General features: G+C 60.9%; 19 protein-coding genes. 10 read left to right on the forward strand and 9 right to left on the reverse strand.

Annotation, left to right across the window (positions count from 1 at the left end):
* Nucleotides 1-383: 383 nt before the first annotated feature.
* From BM026_RS27955 to BM026_RS27965, 3 genes are all read right to left on the reverse strand, one after another.
* Nucleotides 384-2,867 (reverse strand): TonB-dependent siderophore receptor, encoded by a 2,484-nt coding sequence (locus BM026_RS27955; protein ID WP_093127061.1) that lies wholly within the window; start codon nt 2,865-2,867, stop codon nt 384-386.
* 105 nt (nt 2,868-2,972) lie between these two features.
* Nucleotides 2,973-3,923 carry a FecR domain-containing protein gene (locus tag BM026_RS27960; protein WP_092249549.1) on the reverse strand — a complete coding sequence of 317 codons (951 nt, stop codon included), beginning with the start codon at nt 3,921-3,923 and terminating at the stop codon, nt 2,973-2,975.
* Entirely contained in the window at nt 3,910-4,425 is a 516-nt protein-coding gene (locus tag BM026_RS27965; protein ID WP_071489720.1) for a sigma-70 family RNA polymerase sigma factor, read from the reverse strand. The genes BM026_RS27960 and BM026_RS27965 overlap by 14 nt, the downstream gene beginning before the upstream one ends.
* A 160-nt stretch (nt 4,426-4,585) precedes the next feature.
* Between BM026_RS27965 and BM026_RS27970 the strand changes: the two genes are divergently transcribed.
* Nucleotides 4,586-5,215 (forward strand): LysE family translocator, encoded by a 630-nt coding sequence (locus BM026_RS27970; protein WP_093513821.1) that lies wholly within the window; start codon nt 4,586-4,588, stop codon nt 5,213-5,215.
* A gap of 56 nt (nt 5,216-5,271) precedes the next feature.
* Here the strand turns inward: BM026_RS27970 and inhA are convergent, their stop codons facing one another.
* Nucleotides 5,272-5,952: an isonitrile hydratase gene (gene inhA / locus BM026_RS27975; RefSeq protein ID WP_092249555.1), complete on the reverse strand. Its 681-nt coding sequence runs from the start codon at nt 5,950-5,952 to the stop codon at nt 5,272-5,274.
* A gap of 90 nt (nt 5,953-6,042) precedes the next feature.
* On the opposite strand from inhA, the gene BM026_RS27980 reads away from it, so the two are divergent.
* Nucleotides 6,043-7,047 carry a GlxA family transcriptional regulator gene (locus tag BM026_RS27980; protein ID WP_093127071.1) on the forward strand — a complete coding sequence of 335 codons (1,005 nt, stop codon included), beginning with the start codon at nt 6,043-6,045 and terminating at the stop codon, nt 7,045-7,047.
* Here BM026_RS27980 and BM026_RS27985 read toward each other — a convergent pair.
* The 5 genes from BM026_RS27985 to BM026_RS28005 all read right to left on the reverse strand — a co-directional run bounded on the left by BM026_RS27985 (nt 6,981) and on the right by BM026_RS28005 (nt 11,673).
* A complete protein-coding gene (locus BM026_RS27985; protein WP_093530815.1) occupies nt 6,981-7,895 on the reverse strand; it encodes an alpha/beta fold hydrolase in 915 nt (304 codons plus the stop codon). The genes BM026_RS27980 and BM026_RS27985 overlap by 67 nt on opposite strands.
* A gap of 78 nt (nt 7,896-7,973) precedes the next feature.
* Entirely contained in the window at nt 7,974-8,534 is a 561-nt protein-coding gene (locus tag BM026_RS27990) for a GNAT family N-acetyltransferase (protein WP_093530817.1), read from the reverse strand.
* Complete coding sequence (locus BM026_RS27995; protein ID WP_092249565.1) at nt 8,531-9,004, reverse strand: cysteine hydrolase family protein; 474 nt, start codon at nt 9,002-9,004, stop codon at nt 8,531-8,533. Before BM026_RS27995 ends, BM026_RS27990 begins: the two co-directional genes overlap by 4 nt.
* Before the next feature lie 49 nt (nt 9,005-9,053).
* Nucleotides 9,054-10,880 (reverse strand): glycoside hydrolase family 15 protein, encoded by a 1,827-nt coding sequence (locus tag BM026_RS28000; RefSeq protein WP_092249569.1) that lies wholly within the window; start codon nt 10,878-10,880, stop codon nt 9,054-9,056.
* A complete protein-coding gene (locus BM026_RS28005) occupies nt 10,873-11,673 on the reverse strand; it encodes a glucose 1-dehydrogenase (RefSeq protein WP_093127083.1) in 801 nt (266 codons plus the stop codon). Before BM026_RS28005 ends, BM026_RS28000 begins: the two co-directional genes overlap by 8 nt.
* A 253-nt stretch (nt 11,674-11,926) precedes the next feature.
* Between BM026_RS28005 and BM026_RS28010 the strand changes: the two genes are divergently transcribed.
* From BM026_RS28010 to cysC, 8 genes are read left to right on the forward strand one after another with little or no spacing between them, the layout of a single operon-like run.
* Nucleotides 11,927-12,631, forward strand: coding sequence for an HAD family hydrolase (locus BM026_RS28010; RefSeq protein WP_092249576.1), 705 nt, complete (start codon nt 11,927-11,929; stop codon nt 12,629-12,631).
* A 25-nt stretch (nt 12,632-12,656) separates the two neighbouring features.
* Complete coding sequence (locus BM026_RS28015) at nt 12,657-13,880, forward strand: transaldolase family protein (protein ID WP_093530819.1); 1,224 nt, start codon at nt 12,657-12,659, stop codon at nt 13,878-13,880.
* Nucleotides 13,877-14,605 carry a sulfotransferase-like domain-containing protein gene (locus BM026_RS28020; protein WP_093530821.1) on the forward strand — a complete coding sequence of 243 codons (729 nt, stop codon included), beginning with the start codon at nt 13,877-13,879 and terminating at the stop codon, nt 14,603-14,605. Before BM026_RS28015 ends, BM026_RS28020 begins: the two co-directional genes overlap by 4 nt.
* 10 nt (nt 14,606-14,615) lie before the next feature.
* Entirely contained in the window at nt 14,616-15,341 is a 726-nt protein-coding gene (locus BM026_RS28025; protein WP_093127098.1) for an SDR family NAD(P)-dependent oxidoreductase, read from the forward strand.
* Entirely contained in the window at nt 15,338-16,474 is a 1,137-nt protein-coding gene (locus BM026_RS28030) for an SDR family oxidoreductase (protein WP_093530823.1), read from the forward strand. Before BM026_RS28025 ends, BM026_RS28030 begins: the two co-directional genes overlap by 4 nt.
* Before the next feature lie 7 nt (nt 16,475-16,481).
* The gene (locus tag BM026_RS28035) at nt 16,482-17,252 is read left to right on the forward strand and encodes a class I SAM-dependent methyltransferase (protein ID WP_071489708.1); all 771 of its coding nucleotides are present in this window, start codon (nt 16,482-16,484) and stop codon (nt 17,250-17,252) included.
* A gap of 9 nt (nt 17,253-17,261) precedes the next feature.
* Nucleotides 17,262-18,491, forward strand: coding sequence for an MFS transporter (locus BM026_RS28040; protein ID WP_092249591.1), 1,230 nt, complete (start codon nt 17,262-17,264; stop codon nt 18,489-18,491).
* Nucleotides 18,488-19,093, forward strand: a complete 606-nt coding sequence (cysC, locus tag BM026_RS28045) for an adenylyl-sulfate kinase (protein WP_093513815.1) — start codon at nt 18,488-18,490, stop codon at nt 19,091-19,093. The genes BM026_RS28040 and cysC overlap by 4 nt, the downstream gene beginning before the upstream one ends.
* Nucleotides 19,094-19,166 lie beyond the last annotated feature (73 nt).

A 19,166-nucleotide genomic window follows, 5' to 3' on the forward strand; every position in this document is an offset into this window, starting at 1 on the left:
CAATAAGCGGTGACTGGCTTCAGAACTAGGGTCGAACGACTACGCTGGGTAATACGCAACTAGCCATTCCAAATGCAGCTATCCATTTGAGTGGGTTTTGCGGGGTAGTGACTAAAGGAGTGTTCCTTTGGTATGTGTTCAGTCAATGAATTGACGATGGTGCGGAGGTGGCGTGTTAGACAGGTTAACTGGCTTTTTCTTAGGCATTTTATTGACGTTCCTTGTCCGAACACTCGGTGATTGGGTGTGTTTTTGAGTGTAGGAACAAATGTCAGATTTTTCCTGCTTAAAGGAAAAACCTTTTTCAATGCGAGGTAGGAAAAGGGGACAAAGAGGGAGGGGCAGGGCGCACTAAGTACCCTGCCACCGGGGCTTTCACCGGATCAGAAGTTGCCTTTCAAACTGACGGTAAAATTGCGCGGTTCACCGTAGAAGTTGCCCCAAGAGGCGGTGCCGACCGTATTGTAATAACTTTTATCGAACAAGTTGTTGCCGTTGAGCGCCACGGTCCAGGTGTCATCGAGGCGATACGCCACGCGCGCGTTCCAGGTGGCGTAACCGGCCTGTTCCAATTTGATGGTTTGCACGCGGTAGTTGCTGCTCTGGGCGTTGACTCCGGTGCCCACGCTCCATTTCGACAGTGCGCCATCGAGCTGGTAGTCACCCCACACGCGCAGCATGTGCCGAGGCACATAGGTGTTGGAGACGCCGCCTTCTTTTGTGCTGTCAATGGTGTTCAGGGATTTGGTCTGGGTGTAGGTGTAGCCGCCGAACAGTTGCAGGCGCTCGAGCACTTCACCGCTGATTTCGGCCTCCACGCCTTGGGCGCGCACCTTGCCTTTATCGGTGTAGCAATAGCCATCGGCAGAGGTCGGGCAGAAGCTGTTGTAGTCGGTTTCGGCGCCGTTTTTCTCGATGGCACGGAACAATGCCAGGGAGCTGTTGAGGCGCCCATCGAACCATTCGCCCTTGATACCCAGCTCGTAGTTGTCGCCGATTTTCGGTTTGAGCGCCGCGCCATCGGCCGTAGCGTAGGCACTCTGCGGCTGGAAGATATCAGCGTAGCTGGCGTACACCGAGAGGTGCTCATTGAGGTCGTAGATCAGTGCGGCGAACGGCGTGACCTCGCCGGTTTCCTTGGTGTGCGCATCTTGCAGGGACCACTCGCCCCAGCCCAGGTTATAGGACTCGCGACGGTTGTCGTACCAGCTCACGCGACTGCCGACGATGAACATCAACGGCTCGGCCAGGCGCAGGCGCAAGGTGGCATAAGTACCGTATTGGGTGGCGGTTTCCTTGACCGTGCCGCCACGGTACATGTTCGGCCAGAAGGTGCTGTTGGCCGGTTCCGGGAAGTGGTGGTCTGGCTGGTAGATGCTCTGGCGTCTGGGCAGGTTCTGGATTGCATAGACGTCGTCCTGGGTTCCGCGGCTGCCGTTGGCGCCGAGGATCACTTCGTGTTCCAGGCCGAAGGCTTCGAACTTGCCGTCGATATAGGCATCGAGGCCGTAGTCCCTGTGGTCGTAGTCCATCAGCGCTGCATAGGAGTTGGCCGTCGGCGTCGGGTCGCCGTAGTTGATGGTGCCTTCGCTGGCGGCGTATTTGGTGTCTTGCAGGTTGCGGCTGTGCACTGCCGAGACCTTGAGTTTCCAGTCATCGTTGAAGTGGTGGGTGACGTCGGCAAAGAACGTGGCACGCCGGCTTTGCCAGTCGTTCCAGGATTGGCCAAGGCAGGTCGAGCGGCTGAGGTTGGCGCTTTTGCCGTCGGCGTAGCGCGGCAGGCCACCCCAGCACGGGGAGGCATCGACATCCTCGTAGCTGGCGCCGACGCCCAGGGTCGTGTCAGGTGTGAGGTCAAAATCCAGCGCACCGTAGAACGCCTGGTCCTTGCGCTTGGCGATGTCCATGTAGGACCCGCGATCCTGCTGGCTCACGGCAGCGCGGCCACGCAGCGTGCCGCTGTCATTCAGCGGGCCGCCGGTGTCGAGATCGGCGCGGTAGTTGTCCCAGGTGCCGGCCGACAGCGACAGGCTGGTGGTGGGCTTGGCCTGTGGCCGTTTGCGCACAAAGTTCACCGCGCCGCTGGCGGTGCCGGCCCCCTTGAGCATGCCGGCGGCGCCCTTGAGCACTTCCACGCGGTCATAAATCGCCATGTTCGCACTGAAGCTGTCGGCCTGGACGTAGTCCTTGCCCATGTCCAGGGGCACGCCGTCGTACTGGTACTGGCCGAGCATCTTGAAACCACGGGAGTAGAAATACTTGCCGCCCATGGGCGACTCGTAGGAAGTGATGCCGGGCGTGCGCTCCATTACGTCGTCGATGGTGGTGACGTTCTGGTCGTCCATGAATTGGCGGGTCATCACGCTCACCGATTGCGGGGTTTCCCGCAGGCTGTGTTCGCCCTTGCCGATGGTGACTGCACCGGTGGTGTATGACCCGGTGCCCTCGGTGGTGACACCCAGGCGTTCGCCGTTGATAAGGGTAGCGCCCAGGCTCAGCGAGCCGGTATCGGCCACTTGCGGCAATAGCATCCAGGTGCTGTTGCCCTGGCGTTGGGCTTCAAGGCCCTGGCCGCGCAGCAATTGCTCAAGCGCTTGCTGAGGATCAAGGCGGCCGCTCAAGCCCGGGCTTGTCTTGCCGGCGACGCTGGTGGCGTCGTAGGACAGGCTGATACCGGCCTGGCGTGCGAACTGATCCAATGCAGCGGCGAGGGCGCCGGCCGCGATGTTCCAGTCACGGGCCTGGGTGTCGCTGGACGGTGTATCGGCCATCACGGCCAGGGGCAGGGCACTGCTCAGGCAGGCGCCAAGCAAGGCGGCCTGCATGGCGCGCTTGAGGGGTGAACGTTGGGAGGGGAACGCTTGCATGACCGCGGGGTGCTCCTGAAGGAAGTGGACAGAACCGGCCTGTTGATCGGCCTTTCCTTACAGGTCGAACGGCAATGAGAATTCACCTCATTTATTTTTGAGCGGTTACGCGCGCGCGGAAACCGTCACCCAATAGCGGCTGCGGTACGTGAGATCGAGCTTGAGTGATTGCGCGATCAGGCCCAGCACTTGATCGGTGTCGTCCAGTTGATAAGTCCCCGACACTCGCAGCCCAGCCACCGCCTCGCTGCAGCGCACCAGGCCGTTGCGATAGCGCGCCAGTTCGGCGAGGAAGTCGTCCAGCCGCATCGCCTGGGCGCTGATCACGCCGTCGCTCCAGGCCCAGGGGTCAAGGCCGTTGCCGACAACCGGACGAATGCCGCTGCGATTGAACAACACCTGCTCGCCAGGCTTGAGTACCTGGCGGGCATTGCCCGCATGGCTGTCGGCAAACACCGCCACCGTGCCCTGTTGCACCGCCAGCTGTGTGCCTTGGGCTTCTTCGCGGACCAGCAGACGCGTGCCAAGGGTGCGCAGGTAGCCGTCGCGGGTCTGTACCCAGAACGGTCGGTGATCGGTGCCGGTGTTGACCAGTATTTCACCCTGGCGCAAACGCACCAGGCGACGCTCTTTATCGAAGGCCGTGTCGAGGGCGCTGGCGCTGTTCAACTGGATCCGGCTGCCATCGTCCAGCGCCACCCAGCGCCGCTCGCCGGTGGCCGTGCGGTAGTCGGCCATCAGTGCAGGCAGTGGCGTGTAGTCGCGGCCGAGCCAGGTCAAACCGGCCGCACCCGCAACCAGGCCGAGCAGTTTCAAGCCTTCACGACGGGAGATGTGTCGGCGCGCGCCGCGCAGGGCGTGCCGGCCGACCTGGGGCGGCAGTTGGCTGAAATCGTCATTCATTGCGGCCACCCGCTGCCACACCAACTGGTGCTCGGCGCTGGTGTGCAGCCAGCGTTCGAACGCGGCGGTGCTGGCGTCGTCGGCCACGTTGAAGCGCAGCGTGATCATCCACTGGATGGCCTGGTCCACCAGGCGCGGGTCAGCCTTCGGCATAACGCAAGCGGTAACAGGCATGCAGCGCTTTGGACAAGTCACGTTCCACCGTGGCCTTGGACACACCCAGGCGCAGGGCAATCTGCGCACAGGTCAGGCCGTCCAGTTGCGCCAGCAGGAAGGCTTCGCGCACCCGCGGCTTGAGCTGGTCGAGCAAGCGGTCGATGCGTTCCAGGCTATCGAGAATGAGCAGGCGGGTTTCTTCCGACGGCACTTCGAGTTGCGGAAAATGCGCAAGGCTTTCCAGGTAGGCGCGCTCCAGTTCGCGGCGGCGGTACTGGTCGATCATCAGGCTGCGGGCGATGCTGCTCAGGTAGGCGCGCGGCTGCTGCAAGGTTTGCTGTTTGCGCGCATTGAGCAGGCGCACGAAGGTTTCCTGGGCCAGGTCGGCGGCGTGTTCACGGCACCCGGTGCGCCGGCTCAACCAGCCGCGCAGCCAGGAATGATGGGCGTGGTAAAGCTGGCCGATGGCGGCGTGGTCCAGTGGGTGATCGCTCGACATGGGCATCCTGGCACAGCTGTCTTAATTGATAATGTTTCGCATTCTAGACGTTGGTCGTGGCCCTTCGCAATTCCCGGCGCGCACTGTATCCAGCACAATTTTTTGTTTGCCGCCGGTGCACCGACTAATCTGCAGGCTTTTCTCGGTGGAAGGCTTGAGCATGATCGACCTGGCGACCCTGGCGGTTTTTTCCGGTGCTGTGCTGCTGTTGCTGTTGTCCCCGGGGCCGAACATGGCCTTTGTGATCAGCCACGGCGTGACCCACGGCTGGCGCGGCGGGATGGCGTCTGCCCTGGGCATTGGCGTGGCCGACGTGCTGCTGACCGCCTTGACCGCCACCGGGGTGACGGCGCTGGTTGCCAGTTGGCCGCCATCCTTTGACGTGATCCGGTATGCGGGTGTGATCTACCTGCTGTGGCTGGTGTTCAAGACCTTGCAGAAAAAACCTGGGGTGGATGCTGGCCCCGTCAGCCGGGTGCCGCTGGGCCGGGTGTTCCTGCAAGCCATGCTCAACAGTTTGCTCAACCCTAAGGCGCTGCTGTTTTTTGTGGTGTTCCTGCCACAGTTCGTGAGGCCCGAGGCGGGGTCCATCGCAGTGCAGTTGATGGTGTTGGGGGGCGTGTTGACCCTGATTGCGGGCGTGTTTCATCTGCTGCTGGGCATGTCTGGCGGGGCGCTGAGCCGGTTCTTCGCCAGGCGCTCGAAAGGCGCCTGGTTGCAGAAGTGGGGTCTGGCGACGGTGCTGACAGTGCTGGCGGTGCGCCTGGCGGTGATGTCGCGTCCGGCCTGACTAAACGTGTTGGGCCAGCTTTTTGTGGCAAGCCCGCTCGCCACAGAGAAAGCGTATCAACCCAACCGAGCAGCTGCCCGTGCGACGATCTCCCCGCGTACCCTGCGCGATTCGGCGGTGCGCTTGTTGGCCTCGTCCAGCACATGCCTGGGGGCGGTGTCCGGGCGACCGGCATCGAACGGCGGTGCCGGCGCGTATTCAATCTGCAGTTGCACCAACTGCGCCGCTGCTTCGCTGTACAACTCTGCCGCGAGGGTCAGGGCGAAGTCGATCCCGGCAGTGATGCCGCCACCGGTCAGCAGGTTGCCATCGCGTACCACGCGCTCTTGCACAGGAATGGCGCCGAGCGGGGCGAGCAGGTCGTGGTAGGCCCAGTGTGTCGTCGCCTTGCGTCCGCGCAGTAAACCCGCCGCACCGAGCACCAGCGAGCCGGTACACACCGAGGTCACGTAGCGTGCGGTTTGTGCCTGGGCCTTGAGGAAATCCAGGGTCTGCGGGTCTTCCATCAACGCGCCGACGCCGGAACCGCCGGGCACGCAGATCACATCCAAGGGCGGGCAGTCGGCATAGGCCATGGTCGGGGTGAACACCAGGCCGGTGCTGGAGGTGACGGGGGCCAGGTCTTTCCACACCAGGTGCAACTTCACGTCCGGCAGGGAACCGAGCACGTCGTAAGGGCCGGTAAGGTCCAGTTGCTGGATGCCGGGGAACAACAGAAAGCCGATCTGCAAGGTCATGAATGAAGCTCCGATAAAGGGGTGGACGGCTTCACTCTAGAGGCCTAGGCTTTGGCGGATGCGCCATTAAGCCCACGAATCACGCCAATCATGCCTCGAATCGTCCATGTACTCGCTTTCGATAACGCCCAGGTGCTCGACGTCACCGGGCCGCTGCAGGTGTTCGCCTCCACCAATGACCTGGCGCGCCAGCGCGGCGAACCTTTGCCTTACGCGGTATCGGTGATCGCCGCGCAATCGCAGCCGGTGATGACCTCCGCCGGTCTGGCGCTGGTCGCCGAGACGCTGCCCGCTGTCGATGCGCCGTGCGATACGCTGGTGATTGCCGGCGGCTGGGGCGTGTACGGCGCCGCCGAAGACCCGGCGCTGGTGGACTGGGTGCGTGCGAAAGCCAGATATACCCGGCGCATGACCTCGGTGTGCACCGGCGCTTTCCTGTTGGCCGCCAGCGGTCTGCTCGACGGCTGCCGCGTCGCCACCCACTGGACCCGTTGTGAAGAGTTGGCGCGCAAGTTCCCTGCGCTGACGGTGGAGTCCAACCCGATCTTCATCCAGCAGGGCGCCGTCTGGACCTCCGCCGGTGTCACCGCCGGTATCGACCTGTGCCTGGCGCTGGTGGAGGAGGACCTGGGCCGCGCCGTGGCCCTGGAAGTGGCGCGGCACCTGGTGGTGTTTCTCAAGCGCCCCGGTGGCCAGTCGCAATTCAGCGTGACGCTGTCCCTGCAAAAAGATGACAGCCGCTTCGCCGAACTGCACGCCTGGATAGCCGAACACCTCACCCTGGATTTGAATATTTCGACCCTGGCCGCCCAGGCCGGCATGAGCGAGCGTAGCTTTGTACGCCACTACCGCGCCGAAACCGGCCAGACCCCGGCGCGTGCCGTCGAGCTCATCCGCGTCGAAACCGCGCGTCGGCAATTGGCCGATAGCACGGCGTCGGTCAAACGCATTGCGGTGCAATGTGGGTTCGGTTGCGAGGAAACCCTGCGTCGCAGCTTTCTGCGCGCCTTGTCGGTGACGCCTCAGGCTTATCGTGAACGTTTTTCGCCGAGCAATTCCAACACCGCGTCCAGTGTGGCTTGCGGCGCTTCCTGAGGGATGTTGTGACCCACGCCCGGCAACACCCGGCGCTGGTAAAGCCCGCTGAAATGCTCCACGTCGTCATCCACTTCGGGCGGCGGACCCACGCCATCATCGGCACCGCACAATGAAATGCTCGGCACCGAGATCGCCGGTTGCAACGCCAGTGCCTGCTCGATGGCTTCCAGCGCCGGGTCGCCAGGTGCGTACATGAAGCGGTGGCGGTAGGAGTGAATCACCACCTCGACAAAATCCGGGTTATCAAACGAAGCTGCCGTCTGCGCATACAGCCCCGGCCCCTCGGCCCAGGACGGCGACCACAGCGACCACAACAGCTTGCACAACTCGCCCCGGTTGGCGGTCAAGCCGTCCACACCGCGCGGGGTATGAAAGTAGTACTGGTACCACAAGCGATGTTCCGTCACAGGTGCCCTGGGCTTCAGCGACTGGGCGATGTCCTGGATGTTGTAGCCATCCCCGGTCACCAACCCATGCACGCGCTCGGGCCACAGCGCCGCGACGATACACGCGGCGCGCCCGCCCCAGTCGTACCCGGCCAGCGTGGCCTGCGGGATCGCCAGCGCATCCATGAAGTCCAGCAGGTCCTTGGCCAGCGCCGCCTGCTGCCCTGAACGCATTACCTGCGCATTGATAAACCGTGTCGGGCCGTAACCGCGCAGGTACGGCACCAGCACACGGCAGCCATGCCCGGCCAGTACCGGGGCAATCGCGTCATAGGCACGTGGGTCGTAGGGAAAACCGTGCAGCAGGATCACCGGTTGGCCGTCGATGGGGCCGTGGGCTTCATAGGCCATATCGAGCATTGAAGTGCGTACGTGGAGCCGTGGGGGGGTCATGGTCATGGTTCACCAAATGGCCAGAGATGCTGGAACTCTAGCCGAAAGGTGTGACGGGAAGAGGTGGTTTTTGGGACCGCGGGCTTACTTGTCCAGTCTGGATCGATACGGCCATTCCCGCGCCAGCAGCCCCAGCACTTCAAGATCATGTCGCTGGCCGTTCCAGAATCCGGCTTCTCGCATTTTTCCTTCGGCTTTGAAGCCAAGACGCTCCAGCAACGCGCGGGACGCGTGATTATGTGGATGAACCAGCGCTTCCACCCGCTGCAGATACATCTGCCTGAAACCCCATTCCAGCGCGGTGCGCAGCGCTTCGCTCATCAGACCCTGGCCTCGGAATTGCGGTGCTAGCTCACAGGCCAGCGAGCAACTGTTCCATCCCTGGTTCCACTTGAACAAGCCACAACTGCCGATCAATCGGCCCTCGAACTCAAGCCCCCAGCGAGTCCCGGGATTCGGTTGGGTACGCCATTGGGCAAAGGTCTCGACCAGGCGCTTTGCCTGGGCAATATTGGCCATCGGGTCTGCGCCGAACCAGCGCATGCTGTCGGTATCACGGTAGATGGCGAACAGCGCTGGGGCATCCTTGGGCACCAGCTCCCGCAGTTGCAGGCGTTGAGTGTGCAGGGTAGGAAAGGGGGTCATAAGGTGGCAGCGACCTGGTCTCGATCAACCACGTGCCCAAAGTGATGCCGCCACAAGTCCACCCCCAACTGCCCGGACCTGTCCAGCGACGAGCCTATCGTCAGATCGCTGATCAACGTCGGCTGCAACCCGGCATCAAACAACGCAAACCCCGCCGCCAGCACGCAGGTGTCGGTCTGGATGCCGCACACCAGCACGCGCTCGGGCCCCATGTTTTTCAGGTAGGCAACCGTCTCGGGCGTTGGCGCGTAGCCGTGCTTGATGAAGATACGATCCGCCGCAATCAGGCTTTGGTCATCCGGCGCCGGTTGCCAGCCGAGTTGACGGGCGAAGGGGGTAATGCTCTCGTCGTGACGCTCCACGGTGGCGATTGACGGCATGCGGCCCAGCAGGGCATTGATGCCGTCCACCAGCCACGCGGGAGGGTTGAACGAGGGTTGCACATCGATGATCAGCAATACCTGGCGCATGGTGTTCCTGTCCGTGGCCTGGAGGGCTGCCCATTGTGCACAGGCTATTTCAGGGTTGCCAGGTGGTTTTCTCCCCGCTGAGCTTGCGGTCCAGGAACGTCGCCGCGCTGATCAACGCCAAGTGGCTCAAGGCCTGGGGCGTATTGCCCAGGTGCCGGGCCTGGTTGTCGAACTCTTCGGCGTACAGCCCCAGGGGGTTGGCGTAGCGCAGCAGTTGTTCGAACTCCAGGTGGGCCTTTTCCACCTGGCCGGCGCGGGCCAGGCATTCGACGTACCAGAACGAGCAGGCCGCAAACGCGCCTTCGGTGCCTTGCAGGCCGTCGATCTGGCTGTCGTCGTTGCGGTAGCGGTAGACCATGCCGTCGCGCACCAGGCTTTTCTGGATCGCTTCCAGGGTCGAGAGCCAGCGCGGATCGGTCGCCGCGACAAAGCGCACCAACGGCATCAGCAGCATCGAACCGTCCAGCGCCGTGCTGCCGATATGCTGCACGAAATGCCCGCGTTCCTCGTTCCAGAAGTTGCTCCAGATATCCGCGTAGATCGCCTGGCGGGTCTGGTCCCAGCGCGCGAACGGCGCCGGCAGCGAGCGCTTGGATGCCAGGCGGATGGCACGGTCCAGCGCCACCCAGCACATCAGCCGCGAGTGCAGGAAGTGGTGCTGTTCGCCGCGCATCTCCCAGATACCCACATCCTCGGTATTCCAGATTTCGCAGACCTGGTCGGCGACTTCCACTGTGTGCTTCCAGCCCTCGTGGGAGATGGCTTCGCCGTACTTGTTGACCAGGTACACCGCGTCCATCAGCTCGCCATAGATGTCCAGCTGGATCTGGTCGAACGCGCCGTTGCCGATGCGCACCGGCTTCGCGCCGCCATGGCCTTTGAAGTGCTCCAACTCGGCTTCCGGCAGCTCCTGGCGACCGTCGATGCCGTACAGGATATTGATCTTGGTCGGCTGGCCGCAGCAGTCACTGACGCGGCCCTTGAGCCAGCGCATATAGGCGTTGGCCTCGTCGACAAAACCCAGGCGCATGAAGGCGTAGACGGTGAACGACGCATCGCGGATCCAGGTGTAGCGATAGTCCCAGTTGCGCTCTCCGCCGGGGCTTTCCGGCAGGCCGAAGGTGGCGGCGGCGATGATTGCGCCATGTTTGCGCGACGTCAGCAGCTTGAGGGCCAGGGCCGAGCGGTTGACCATTTCGCGCCAGCGCCCACGGTAGTTCGATTGCGCGATCCAGCCGCGCCAGAATTTCAAGGTGTGGGCCAGGGCCAGGTCGGTGCAACCGCTGTCTACGCGTTCGTCGTCCTGGCCGCCGAGGACGAACTCGGCACCTTCGTCCTGGTCCAGGGTGAAGCGGGCTACGGCAGCGCCGTCCTGGATCTGCAGCGGATGGCTGCCGGACAGGCGCAGGCCGGGCTGGCCGTCGGCACTGAAGCATACGGTGCCGTTGTCGACGGTCGCGTGTGTGGGCGTGCACGCATAGTCATGCCGCACGGCGCAGCGCAGATGAATCTCGGCCGTGCCGCTGACCACCCGCACCCGGCGTATCAGCAGTGGCAGGTCGTCGATTTCTTCGCTGATGGCCAGCAGGTCGGTGATCTCTACCACGGCGTCGTCGCTGAGCCAGCGGGTTTGCAGCACGTTGGTGTCGGGCAGGTAGATCTGCTCACGGCGCGCGTTGGGCAGGTCCGGGGTGAGCTGGAAGATGCCGGCATCGGGGCTGTCCAGCAGCGAGCAGAAGATCGACGGGCTGTCGAATTCCGGCCAGCAGAAGAAGTCGATGCTGCCTTTGTCGTTCACCAGTGCCGCGCTGCGCATGTCGCCGATGATGCCGTGGGCATCGATGGGGCTTTGTTGCTCGTTCTTCAAATCAACCATTGCCACGGAACTCCGGATACAGGCTCATGCCGCCATCAATAAAGAGTGTGCTGCCCACGACGTAGTCGGACGCATCACTGGCCAGCCACACCACGGCGTTGGCCACGTCTTCCACATCGCCGACCCGTCCATAGGGAATCAGCTTCAGCAGTTCCTTCTCTGCGGCGCCTTCAGTGGCCGCACGATTGATCGCCGTACGGATCGCTCCCGGCGCAATGCCATTGATGCGGATGCGCTGTTCGCTGACTTCCTGGGCGAGGGTGCGCATCAGCATTTCCACGCCGCCCTTGGACGCTGCGTAGTTCACATGCCCGGCCCAGGGGATCAGCTGGTGCACCGAGCTCATGTGGATGATTTTGCCGGCTGCCCGCGACACACCCTCGCGCACGCCCTGGCGGTTGAAAATGCGCACGGCCGCCCGGGCACACAGGAACTGGCCGGTGAGGTTGACGCCAATCACCGTATTCCAGTCGTCCAGGCTCATGTCCACCAGGTTGGCGTCCTTCTGCAGGCCGGAGTTGGCCACCAGGATGTCCAGGTGGCCGAAGGCATCGAGGGCCTGGGCAAACAGCTGTTCTACCTCTTCTTCTATAGAGACGTTGGCGCCGATGGCAATCGCCCGGCCACCCTCGGCGTTGATCTGCCTGGCCAATGCCTCGGCCGGGGCAGCCTGGCTGTTGTAATTCAGCACCACGGCCGCTCCGGCTTGTGCCAGAGCCTTGGCCGCGCCGGCGCCGATTCCGGAACTGGCGCCGGTTACCAGCGCCACTTGTTGCTCCAACGAGATACGCATTGCTCACCGACCTTTATTTCGTGAGTTCAAGTAGCTGACTGACGGTGCGCAAGGGAAGTTCAGCCGTGTGAATTTAGCGACTACAACCATGGTGGAAAATGGAATAACAGAACTATAAAAAATAACCATAAGATACTAAAAAACCGCTTAAAAGCGTTTGACAGGCTTTTTGTGCCCGTGTCTTATAGGCACACCTCAACCCGCTCCGTTGGTAGTTCGGAAGTCATCGCGGGGCCACTTACAAGAGGTATCTATGTGCCTTTCGGCCGATATAGGGGAACTACCAGTTCAGGGAAAAACCGCTGCCTTAGTTGGCATGCCTAAGTTAGTGATCTTCGATTGCGACGGTGTACTCGTCCAAAGTGAAGAGATCACCCTGTCTGTGTTGATCTCCATGCTAAATGCACGTGCACCTGGCAGTGCGACACTTGATGTGACACGTTTTATCGAACACTTCCGCGGACGCAGAATTGCGGAGTGTTTGCGTGAAGCTGAATGTATTTTAGATATTCATTTGGACAATGAGTTTGAGCAACACTTTCGTCAGCGCGCGCTGGATGCCTTGACGCTTGATTTAAAAGCGACGGATGGGATTGTTGAAGTGCTGGACAGTTTGCGGGTCCCGTATTGCGTTGCCTCCAGCGCACCCCGTAGCAAGATAGAACACTGCTTGCGTACTGCCGGTCTGTTTTCTTATTTCGAAGGGCGAATATTCAGTTGTTATGAACTGGGTCGCTGGAAGCCAGATCCGTTGGTGTTTTTGACGGCTTGTGACACTTACGATATTGCCGTTACTGATGCGCTGGTTATTGAAGACAGTGTTACGGGTATTCAGGCGGCCGTCGCTGCCAATATAAGGGTTTTGGGTTTTGGTCCACCGCACCGGCGTGCACAGTTGGCGGCTGCCGGCGCATTACCGATCGCCGACATGCGTGAAGTACTGGCGATTTTTAATTGATCTTATTACTCAGGGAGGAGGCGTTGTGAACACACTGGGTTACCTGGAAAGACTTAAACGCAACGATCAATCTTCACAGCTATGGTGGGATTCTTCGCCTGCCGTTTATCTGCCTTACAAACAGCACCTGCTGGATAAGTACCCGGCCGCCGCAGCTTATATAGATGCGTTGATGCCAGACGATTTCTCCCAGCCCCGGGGCTTGTGCAGCGTGACCACCAATCCCCGGCTGGTGACCGCTGTTATCCTTGAAAAACGCGAGTACTGGTCGTCGCGCTTCAACCTGGCGAGCCTGACTCCCAGCGAATTGCACAAGCAGTTGTACAACGAGGTCATCGTTGAGGGGGCGTCGGCGCTCCAGCCGTTGTGGGTTCAATCGGCACAGGTCGAAGGCTGGATTTCCGCCCAGGTCGACCCGGTGGATGTGCGCTGCACCGAGCGCATGACCTTCAGGGGCCTGGAACTGCATCGCCTCGCACCGAATGTGATGGTCAAGGTGCCGGGCAGCCTGGAGGGGTTGTTGACCGTCGAGCAACTGGCCGCCCAGGGCGCGTCGATCAATATCACCTTCTGCTTCACGGTTGCGCAGTTCCAGGCCGGCATCCAGGCCATCGAGCGGGGCATGGCGACCGCGCGCAGCAACGGTATCGACACTGCCCACTGCAAGTACGTGATCACCTTCATGATCGGGCGTTTCGCCTGTCAGCCCGAACTCACGCTGCAGGCCGCGGAGCGTGGCCTGGCATTCAGCGCCGAGGAGCTGCGCTGGGCCGAGCTGATGATCTACGAGCAGGTCCAGGCGTTGGTGGCGGCCGCGAGCGTGCCGGTCAAAACCTTGCTGTCCAGTATCAAAGTCGATGTGGACGAGCGAGGCAACAAGCATTGCTGGCACCTGGAAAAGACCGGGCATGCGGCAACCTGCTACACGCTGACGCCGGATGTGGTGGAGTTCCTCATCGAGCGCGAAAGCCACGGCAAACCGGTAGTGCCCGCCTTGAAACCACAGAAACCGCCCGCGTCGACCTTCGCCAAGCTGATCCGTATCCCGTATTTCTACGAAGCCTACTTTGTCGACAGCATCGAGCCGTATGACTTTGGCAACCATGAGGCGTTTATCAACGCCTGCAACGAAGCCAACAGCGCGCACCGACGCCTGACCGATTACTGCGTGCGGCTTTGCCCGGTGACCAAGCCTTTCAAGCGCGCGCTCAACGCACTGCTGGCCGCTGAATTCGGGGTGGTCGCATGAACCGGATGATCGGGTTGTGGGCCCACCCACGTTCGCGCTCCACCGTGCTGGAACGTGTGTTTATCGAGAGGGGCGATTTTGAGGTTTTCCATGAGCCCTTTGCGCACATGGCGTTTTCCGAGGACTCGGCGATCCCGTCGGATGAGTGGGATCACAGTTTGCCCACGACGTACCAGGGTATAAAACAGCATCTGTTGATCGCCCGTGAGCGCACACACGTATTTCATAAAGACATGTGTTACCACTGTCTGGATAATTTGAAAGTTGACAGTGAGTTTCTCGCGCAACAGGACAATATCTTTCTTATCCGCGAGCCGGCCAGCAGCATTATTTCCCATCATCGGGTGCACCCGGATATGCCGTTGCAGGCCATTGGGCATAAAGCGCTGTACGAGATCTTTTGCGTGGTCACAAAACTCACGGGCAAAGTGCCTTATGTGATTAACGCCGATGATCTGGCCGCTGAACCGGAACGGGTGATTCGTAAGTTGTGTGATTACTTGGGCATTGAGTTTCTGCCGCATGCCATGACGTGGAAGCGAGAGTGTCCGCAACAATGGAAAACCTGGCGTCGTTGGCATGCTGCGGCGGAAAACAGTGAGCGCATTGTGACGCCGGATAACCACCACATCGATATGAAAGCCTTCGACCAATACCCGAAGTTAAAATCGATGTATGAATACCATCGGACTTTCTACGCGCGCATGAACGAATTTTGCCAATAAGGATGGTTGTATGAAGAAGTTGATTGTTACCGGGGCGGCCAATGGCATTGGTCGGGCCACGGTGGAAATGGCGATTCAACAGGGTTACTTCGTTATCGGCGCCGACAAGGATGCCGAAGGCCTCAACGTGTTGCAGCGGCTTTACGGTGCTGAAGTATTTGAAGCGCATATCGCCGACTTTTCCGATATGGCGGTTATCAAGGGTTTTATTCCTGAACTGTATAAGCGTCATGCAACCGTTTATGGCTTGGTCAATAACGCCGGGCTTTATCACGGTAAAAGTGTCTACGCCTATTCCGATGAGCAGATCGACGAGATCCTCACCGTCAATCTCAAGGCACTGGTGTATCTGTCCAAGGACTTCGCCGAACGGGAAATGACCCACGAAGCCCCGCGCAGCATCGTCAACATTGCTTCGGTGGCCGGTGAAGTGGGCAGCTGCGATGCCCTCTACGGTGCCACCAAGGCGGCGGTGATCGGCCTGACCAAGGCCAACGCCTGGAACTTTGCGCCGTTCGTACGGGTAAACGCGGTGTCCCCGGCGCTGATCCATGACACCGCCATCTACGACACCATCCCCGAATACCGCCGCGCCGAGTACGCACGCCAGGAAGTCCTCAAGGATCCGATCCAGCCTGGCGGCGTGGCCGAGGTCATCTTGCTGCTGGTCGGCGATGCCCTGCGTCACAGCACCGGCAGGGTGATTTCGGTCGACAACGGAGCCTACCCACGGTGAGTCATTCGATGCGCAAGAAAAAACTGCTGCTGGTGGGCGCCGGCAACCTGTGCCTGCAGATCCTCAAGATTCTCGGGCCGAAAAACGCGTTCGAGTTTGTGGTGTTGGGGCGCAATGAAGAGGCGACGATCCGGCTGTGCAACCTGGTGGCGCTGTCGTGCGCGCAACTGGGGCAATTCATTGCTATCAGGCCGGTGATTGCTGACCTCACGGACATCGGCCGGGTGACGCAGCTACTGCGTGAAGAAGCCCCGGATATCCTGGTGAACTGCGCGTCGCTGCAGTCGTGGCGGGTGATTACCGGTTTGCCCAAGTTGTCGTTCGAAAAGCTCGACCAGGCCCAGTTCGGGCCATGGCTGCCCATGCACCTGACGTTGATGCACTGCCTGATGCAGGCGGTGAAGGCTTCCGGCATCTCGGCCAAAACCGTCAACGCGGCGTTCCCCGATGCGGTCAACCCGATCCTGGCTCGCGTCGGCCTGGCACCCGATATCGGTGTGGGGAATGTGGCCAACCTGATTCCCGCCGTGCGTCTTTCCATTGCGCGGTTGCTCGAATGTTCGCCCGCCGATGTGCAGGTGCAGTTGTATGCCCAGCACTACTTCAGCCACTACGTGCCGCGCGGTGGCCTGCCACCGCGTGCCAGCTACCGCCTGTTGTATGAAGTGCGCGACCGCCCGCAGGTGGCCCGCCTGCCGGCCGAGGCGATTTTTTCTACGGTCAAATCCGAGTTCCGTCGCCTGGGCGGGGTGGATGGGCAATTCCTGACCGCGTGCTCCGCCGTCACGGTTATCGAAGGGCTGTTTTCAACCACGCCGGCGTGGGTGCATGCGCCTGGCCCACTTGGGCTTCCGGGTGGCTATCCGGTGCGGCTGCATGAGGGGCGGATCGAGGTGCAGTTCTCCGAGGCCTGCCCACGGGATGAGGCGGTGCGCATCAACAGCATCTGCCAGAGCCAGGACGGCATCGACGAAATCCATTGCGATGGTTCCGTCACGTACAACCCGCAGTGCATGGCCTTCATGCAATCGATGCTGGGCTACTCCAAGCACAGCATGTCCATCGAACAGTCCGCCGAGTTTGCCCGTGAGTTGGCGAGCAAGTACCTGTCCTTCAAGAATTCGACCTGGTAGGTATGTCATGAATCAGATGACCAGAAACAAGCACAACGACGTGGCCAGTTACTCCGCGCAGTACTCGACGGAATTTGTCGAACGTTGGGATGAGTTGATCGATTGGGAGAAGCGTAAGGCGGGGGAGGGCGGGTTCTTTGAAAACCTGTTGCGAAGCCACGGCGTGCAGTCGGTGATCGACGTCTCGACCGGCAGTGGTTTTCATGCCGTCCAGCTCAAGCAGGCCGGCTTTGACGTGGTCGCCACCGATGGCAGCAGCACCATGTTGACCAAGGCGCGGGCGAACTTTCGCAAACATGGCCTGGATATCCAGTCCCATTACCGTGACTGGCATTCACTGGATCCACAGGAACTGGGGCAATTCGACGCCGTGGTGTGCCTGGGCAGTTCGCTGTGCCATGTGTTTGAAGCGCATGATCGATTGAGGGTGCTGGCGAAATTCAGGGCCTTGCTCAAGCCGGGCGGGTTGCTGATTGTGGACCAGCGCAATTTCTTCGCCATCCGTGCCGGTAAATTCAAAGCCAGCGGTCATTACTATTACTGCGGTACGAACGCTTCGGTGAGCTTGGGCCAGGTCGATGAACGCCTGTGTGAGTTCATCTATTCCTTCGATGATGCGCAGCAGTACAGGCTGCAGGTTTACCCCCTGTTGCCGGGGGAGTTGAAGGGGGAAGTGCTCAAGTCCGGATTTACCGACCATGAAAGCTACGGTGATTTCGAGCGTGACTACGACATGATGGATTGTGATTTTGTCATCCACACTGCGCGCGCCGAATAGGGAGGCTTGATGAGCACACTCGTACAGAGCAATGCCCGCCCATTGGACAGTGTCGTGCTGGCGATCGTCCTCACCGGGTTCGTGGCCAGTACCTACGGCTTTGGGGTTTACCTGTTCGCCAACCTTGTCGTGGACATGCGCCGCGACATCGGCTTCGACTACACCACGGTGGGCCTGATCACCGGCGGCGCGCAGATTGGCTTCCTGCTGTTTTCGTCGGTGACCAGTTACATCAGCCGTTTCTTCGACGGCTGGAAAATCAGCCTGGTGTCCACCGTGATGACGTCCCTGGCGCTGCTGGGCCTGAGCGTCAGCGACAGCATCTGGTTGTCGGGGGCCTTGTTGATCCTGCTCGGTGGTTGCTCCGCCTCGGTGTACATCCCGCTGGCGGAAATCGTCACCAAGGGCTTCAGCCCGGGTAATCGCTCGCGGGTCATGGGGCTGATCTCCAGTGGCACCAGCTATGGCGTGTTCATCAATGGCTTGCTGGTGTCGTTCCTGACCTTGAATGGTGGCTGGCGCTCGATCTGGCTCACTGCCGGCCTGATCTCGGTGGCCCTGTGTCTGGTGGCCTGGTTTCTGTTGCGCAACCTGGCCGCGAGCCAGGACACCGGGTTTGCCGGCGAGCGCGCCGTAGCGTTTGACAGCCGCCAGCCGTGGCTCAGCCGCTCGCTGTATCTGACCTGGGCCATCGCGTTTCTCAATGGCATGGCATTGCTGCCTTTCCAGACGTACCTGGCGCCCTTCCTGCGCGATGAATTGGGCGTATCGGTTCAAGACGCCGGGTTTATCTGGACCACCATCGGTGCGGTGGGCATGGCCTCGGGCTTTCTGGTGGGGTGGATTGCCGACAAGGTCGGTGTGCGGGCGTCGCTGGCGATGTGTTTCCTCAGTGCAGGACTGGCCGCCACCCTGGTGTTCAGTTTCAACAGCCTCCCGCTGTTCTACTTGGCCGCGTTCCTGTTTGCGCTGGCGTTCTACCCCATTTTCGGGCTGGTCCCCAGTTACATCGGGCAGATCGTGCCGGTCAGCCGGCTGACCCAGGCCTTTGGCATCGCCAATGTGCTGATCGGCTTGGGCGGGGTGTGCGGCAACTTTCTGGGTGGCTTTTCCAAGGACCTCACCGGGTCGTTCTCGACGGTGTACTGGGTGGTTGCGCTGTTGCTGTTCGTGCAATGCGTGATGGTGTTCATGTTGGGTAAACCGCCGACTGCGGCGAAGGAGGGCGTGCGGCCATGAGTTATTTTCCAGACAGTCCAAGCCAGAACCTGCACGCGTTTGCGTTCAGCCATCGGCGCGCCGGACGCGGGCCCAAGCCTGCGGTCATCTGGCTGACGGGTATCTCGGCGTCCGGCAAATCGACCATCGCTGATGCGTTGGACATCGCCTTGCAGAAACAGGGGCGGATCACCGCGATCATTGATGGCGACTCGGTGCGTGGCGGGTTGTGCCGCGACCTGGGTTTTACCGACAGCGACCGCGATGAGAATATCCGGCGGGTCGCCGAAGTGGCCCGCTTGATGATGGAGGCGGGGCTGATGGTGATTGTCGCGCTGATTTCACCTTCGTCGGCCAGTCGGCATTACGCACGTTCGATCATCGGCAATGAGTTTTTTGTCGAAGTGCATGTGGATGCACCGTTGGAAGTTGCTGAACAACGTGATCCGAAGGGCCTGTATAAAAAAGCCCGTGCGGGCCAGATCAAACACTTCACCGGGATCGACTCCCAGTACGACGTGCCGGTGTTTCCTGAAGTGCACTTGAATACCCAGGCGCTTTCGGTGGAGCAGTCGGTCGAGGCGATTCTGGATTGGGTGGGGCACAACGACAGTCGCGGTTAGCCGTCTGTCTTTGCGTCGGCTTTGCGCCGGGATGACAATATCTGTAACTCGAAAAAACAAGGTAATCTGCGCC

Origin of the sequence: Pseudomonas sp. NFPP24 (assembly GCF_900112095.1) — a bacterium.
Taxonomy (GTDB): Bacteria; Pseudomonadota; Gammaproteobacteria; order Pseudomonadales; family Pseudomonadaceae; genus Aquipseudomonas; species Aquipseudomonas extremorientalis.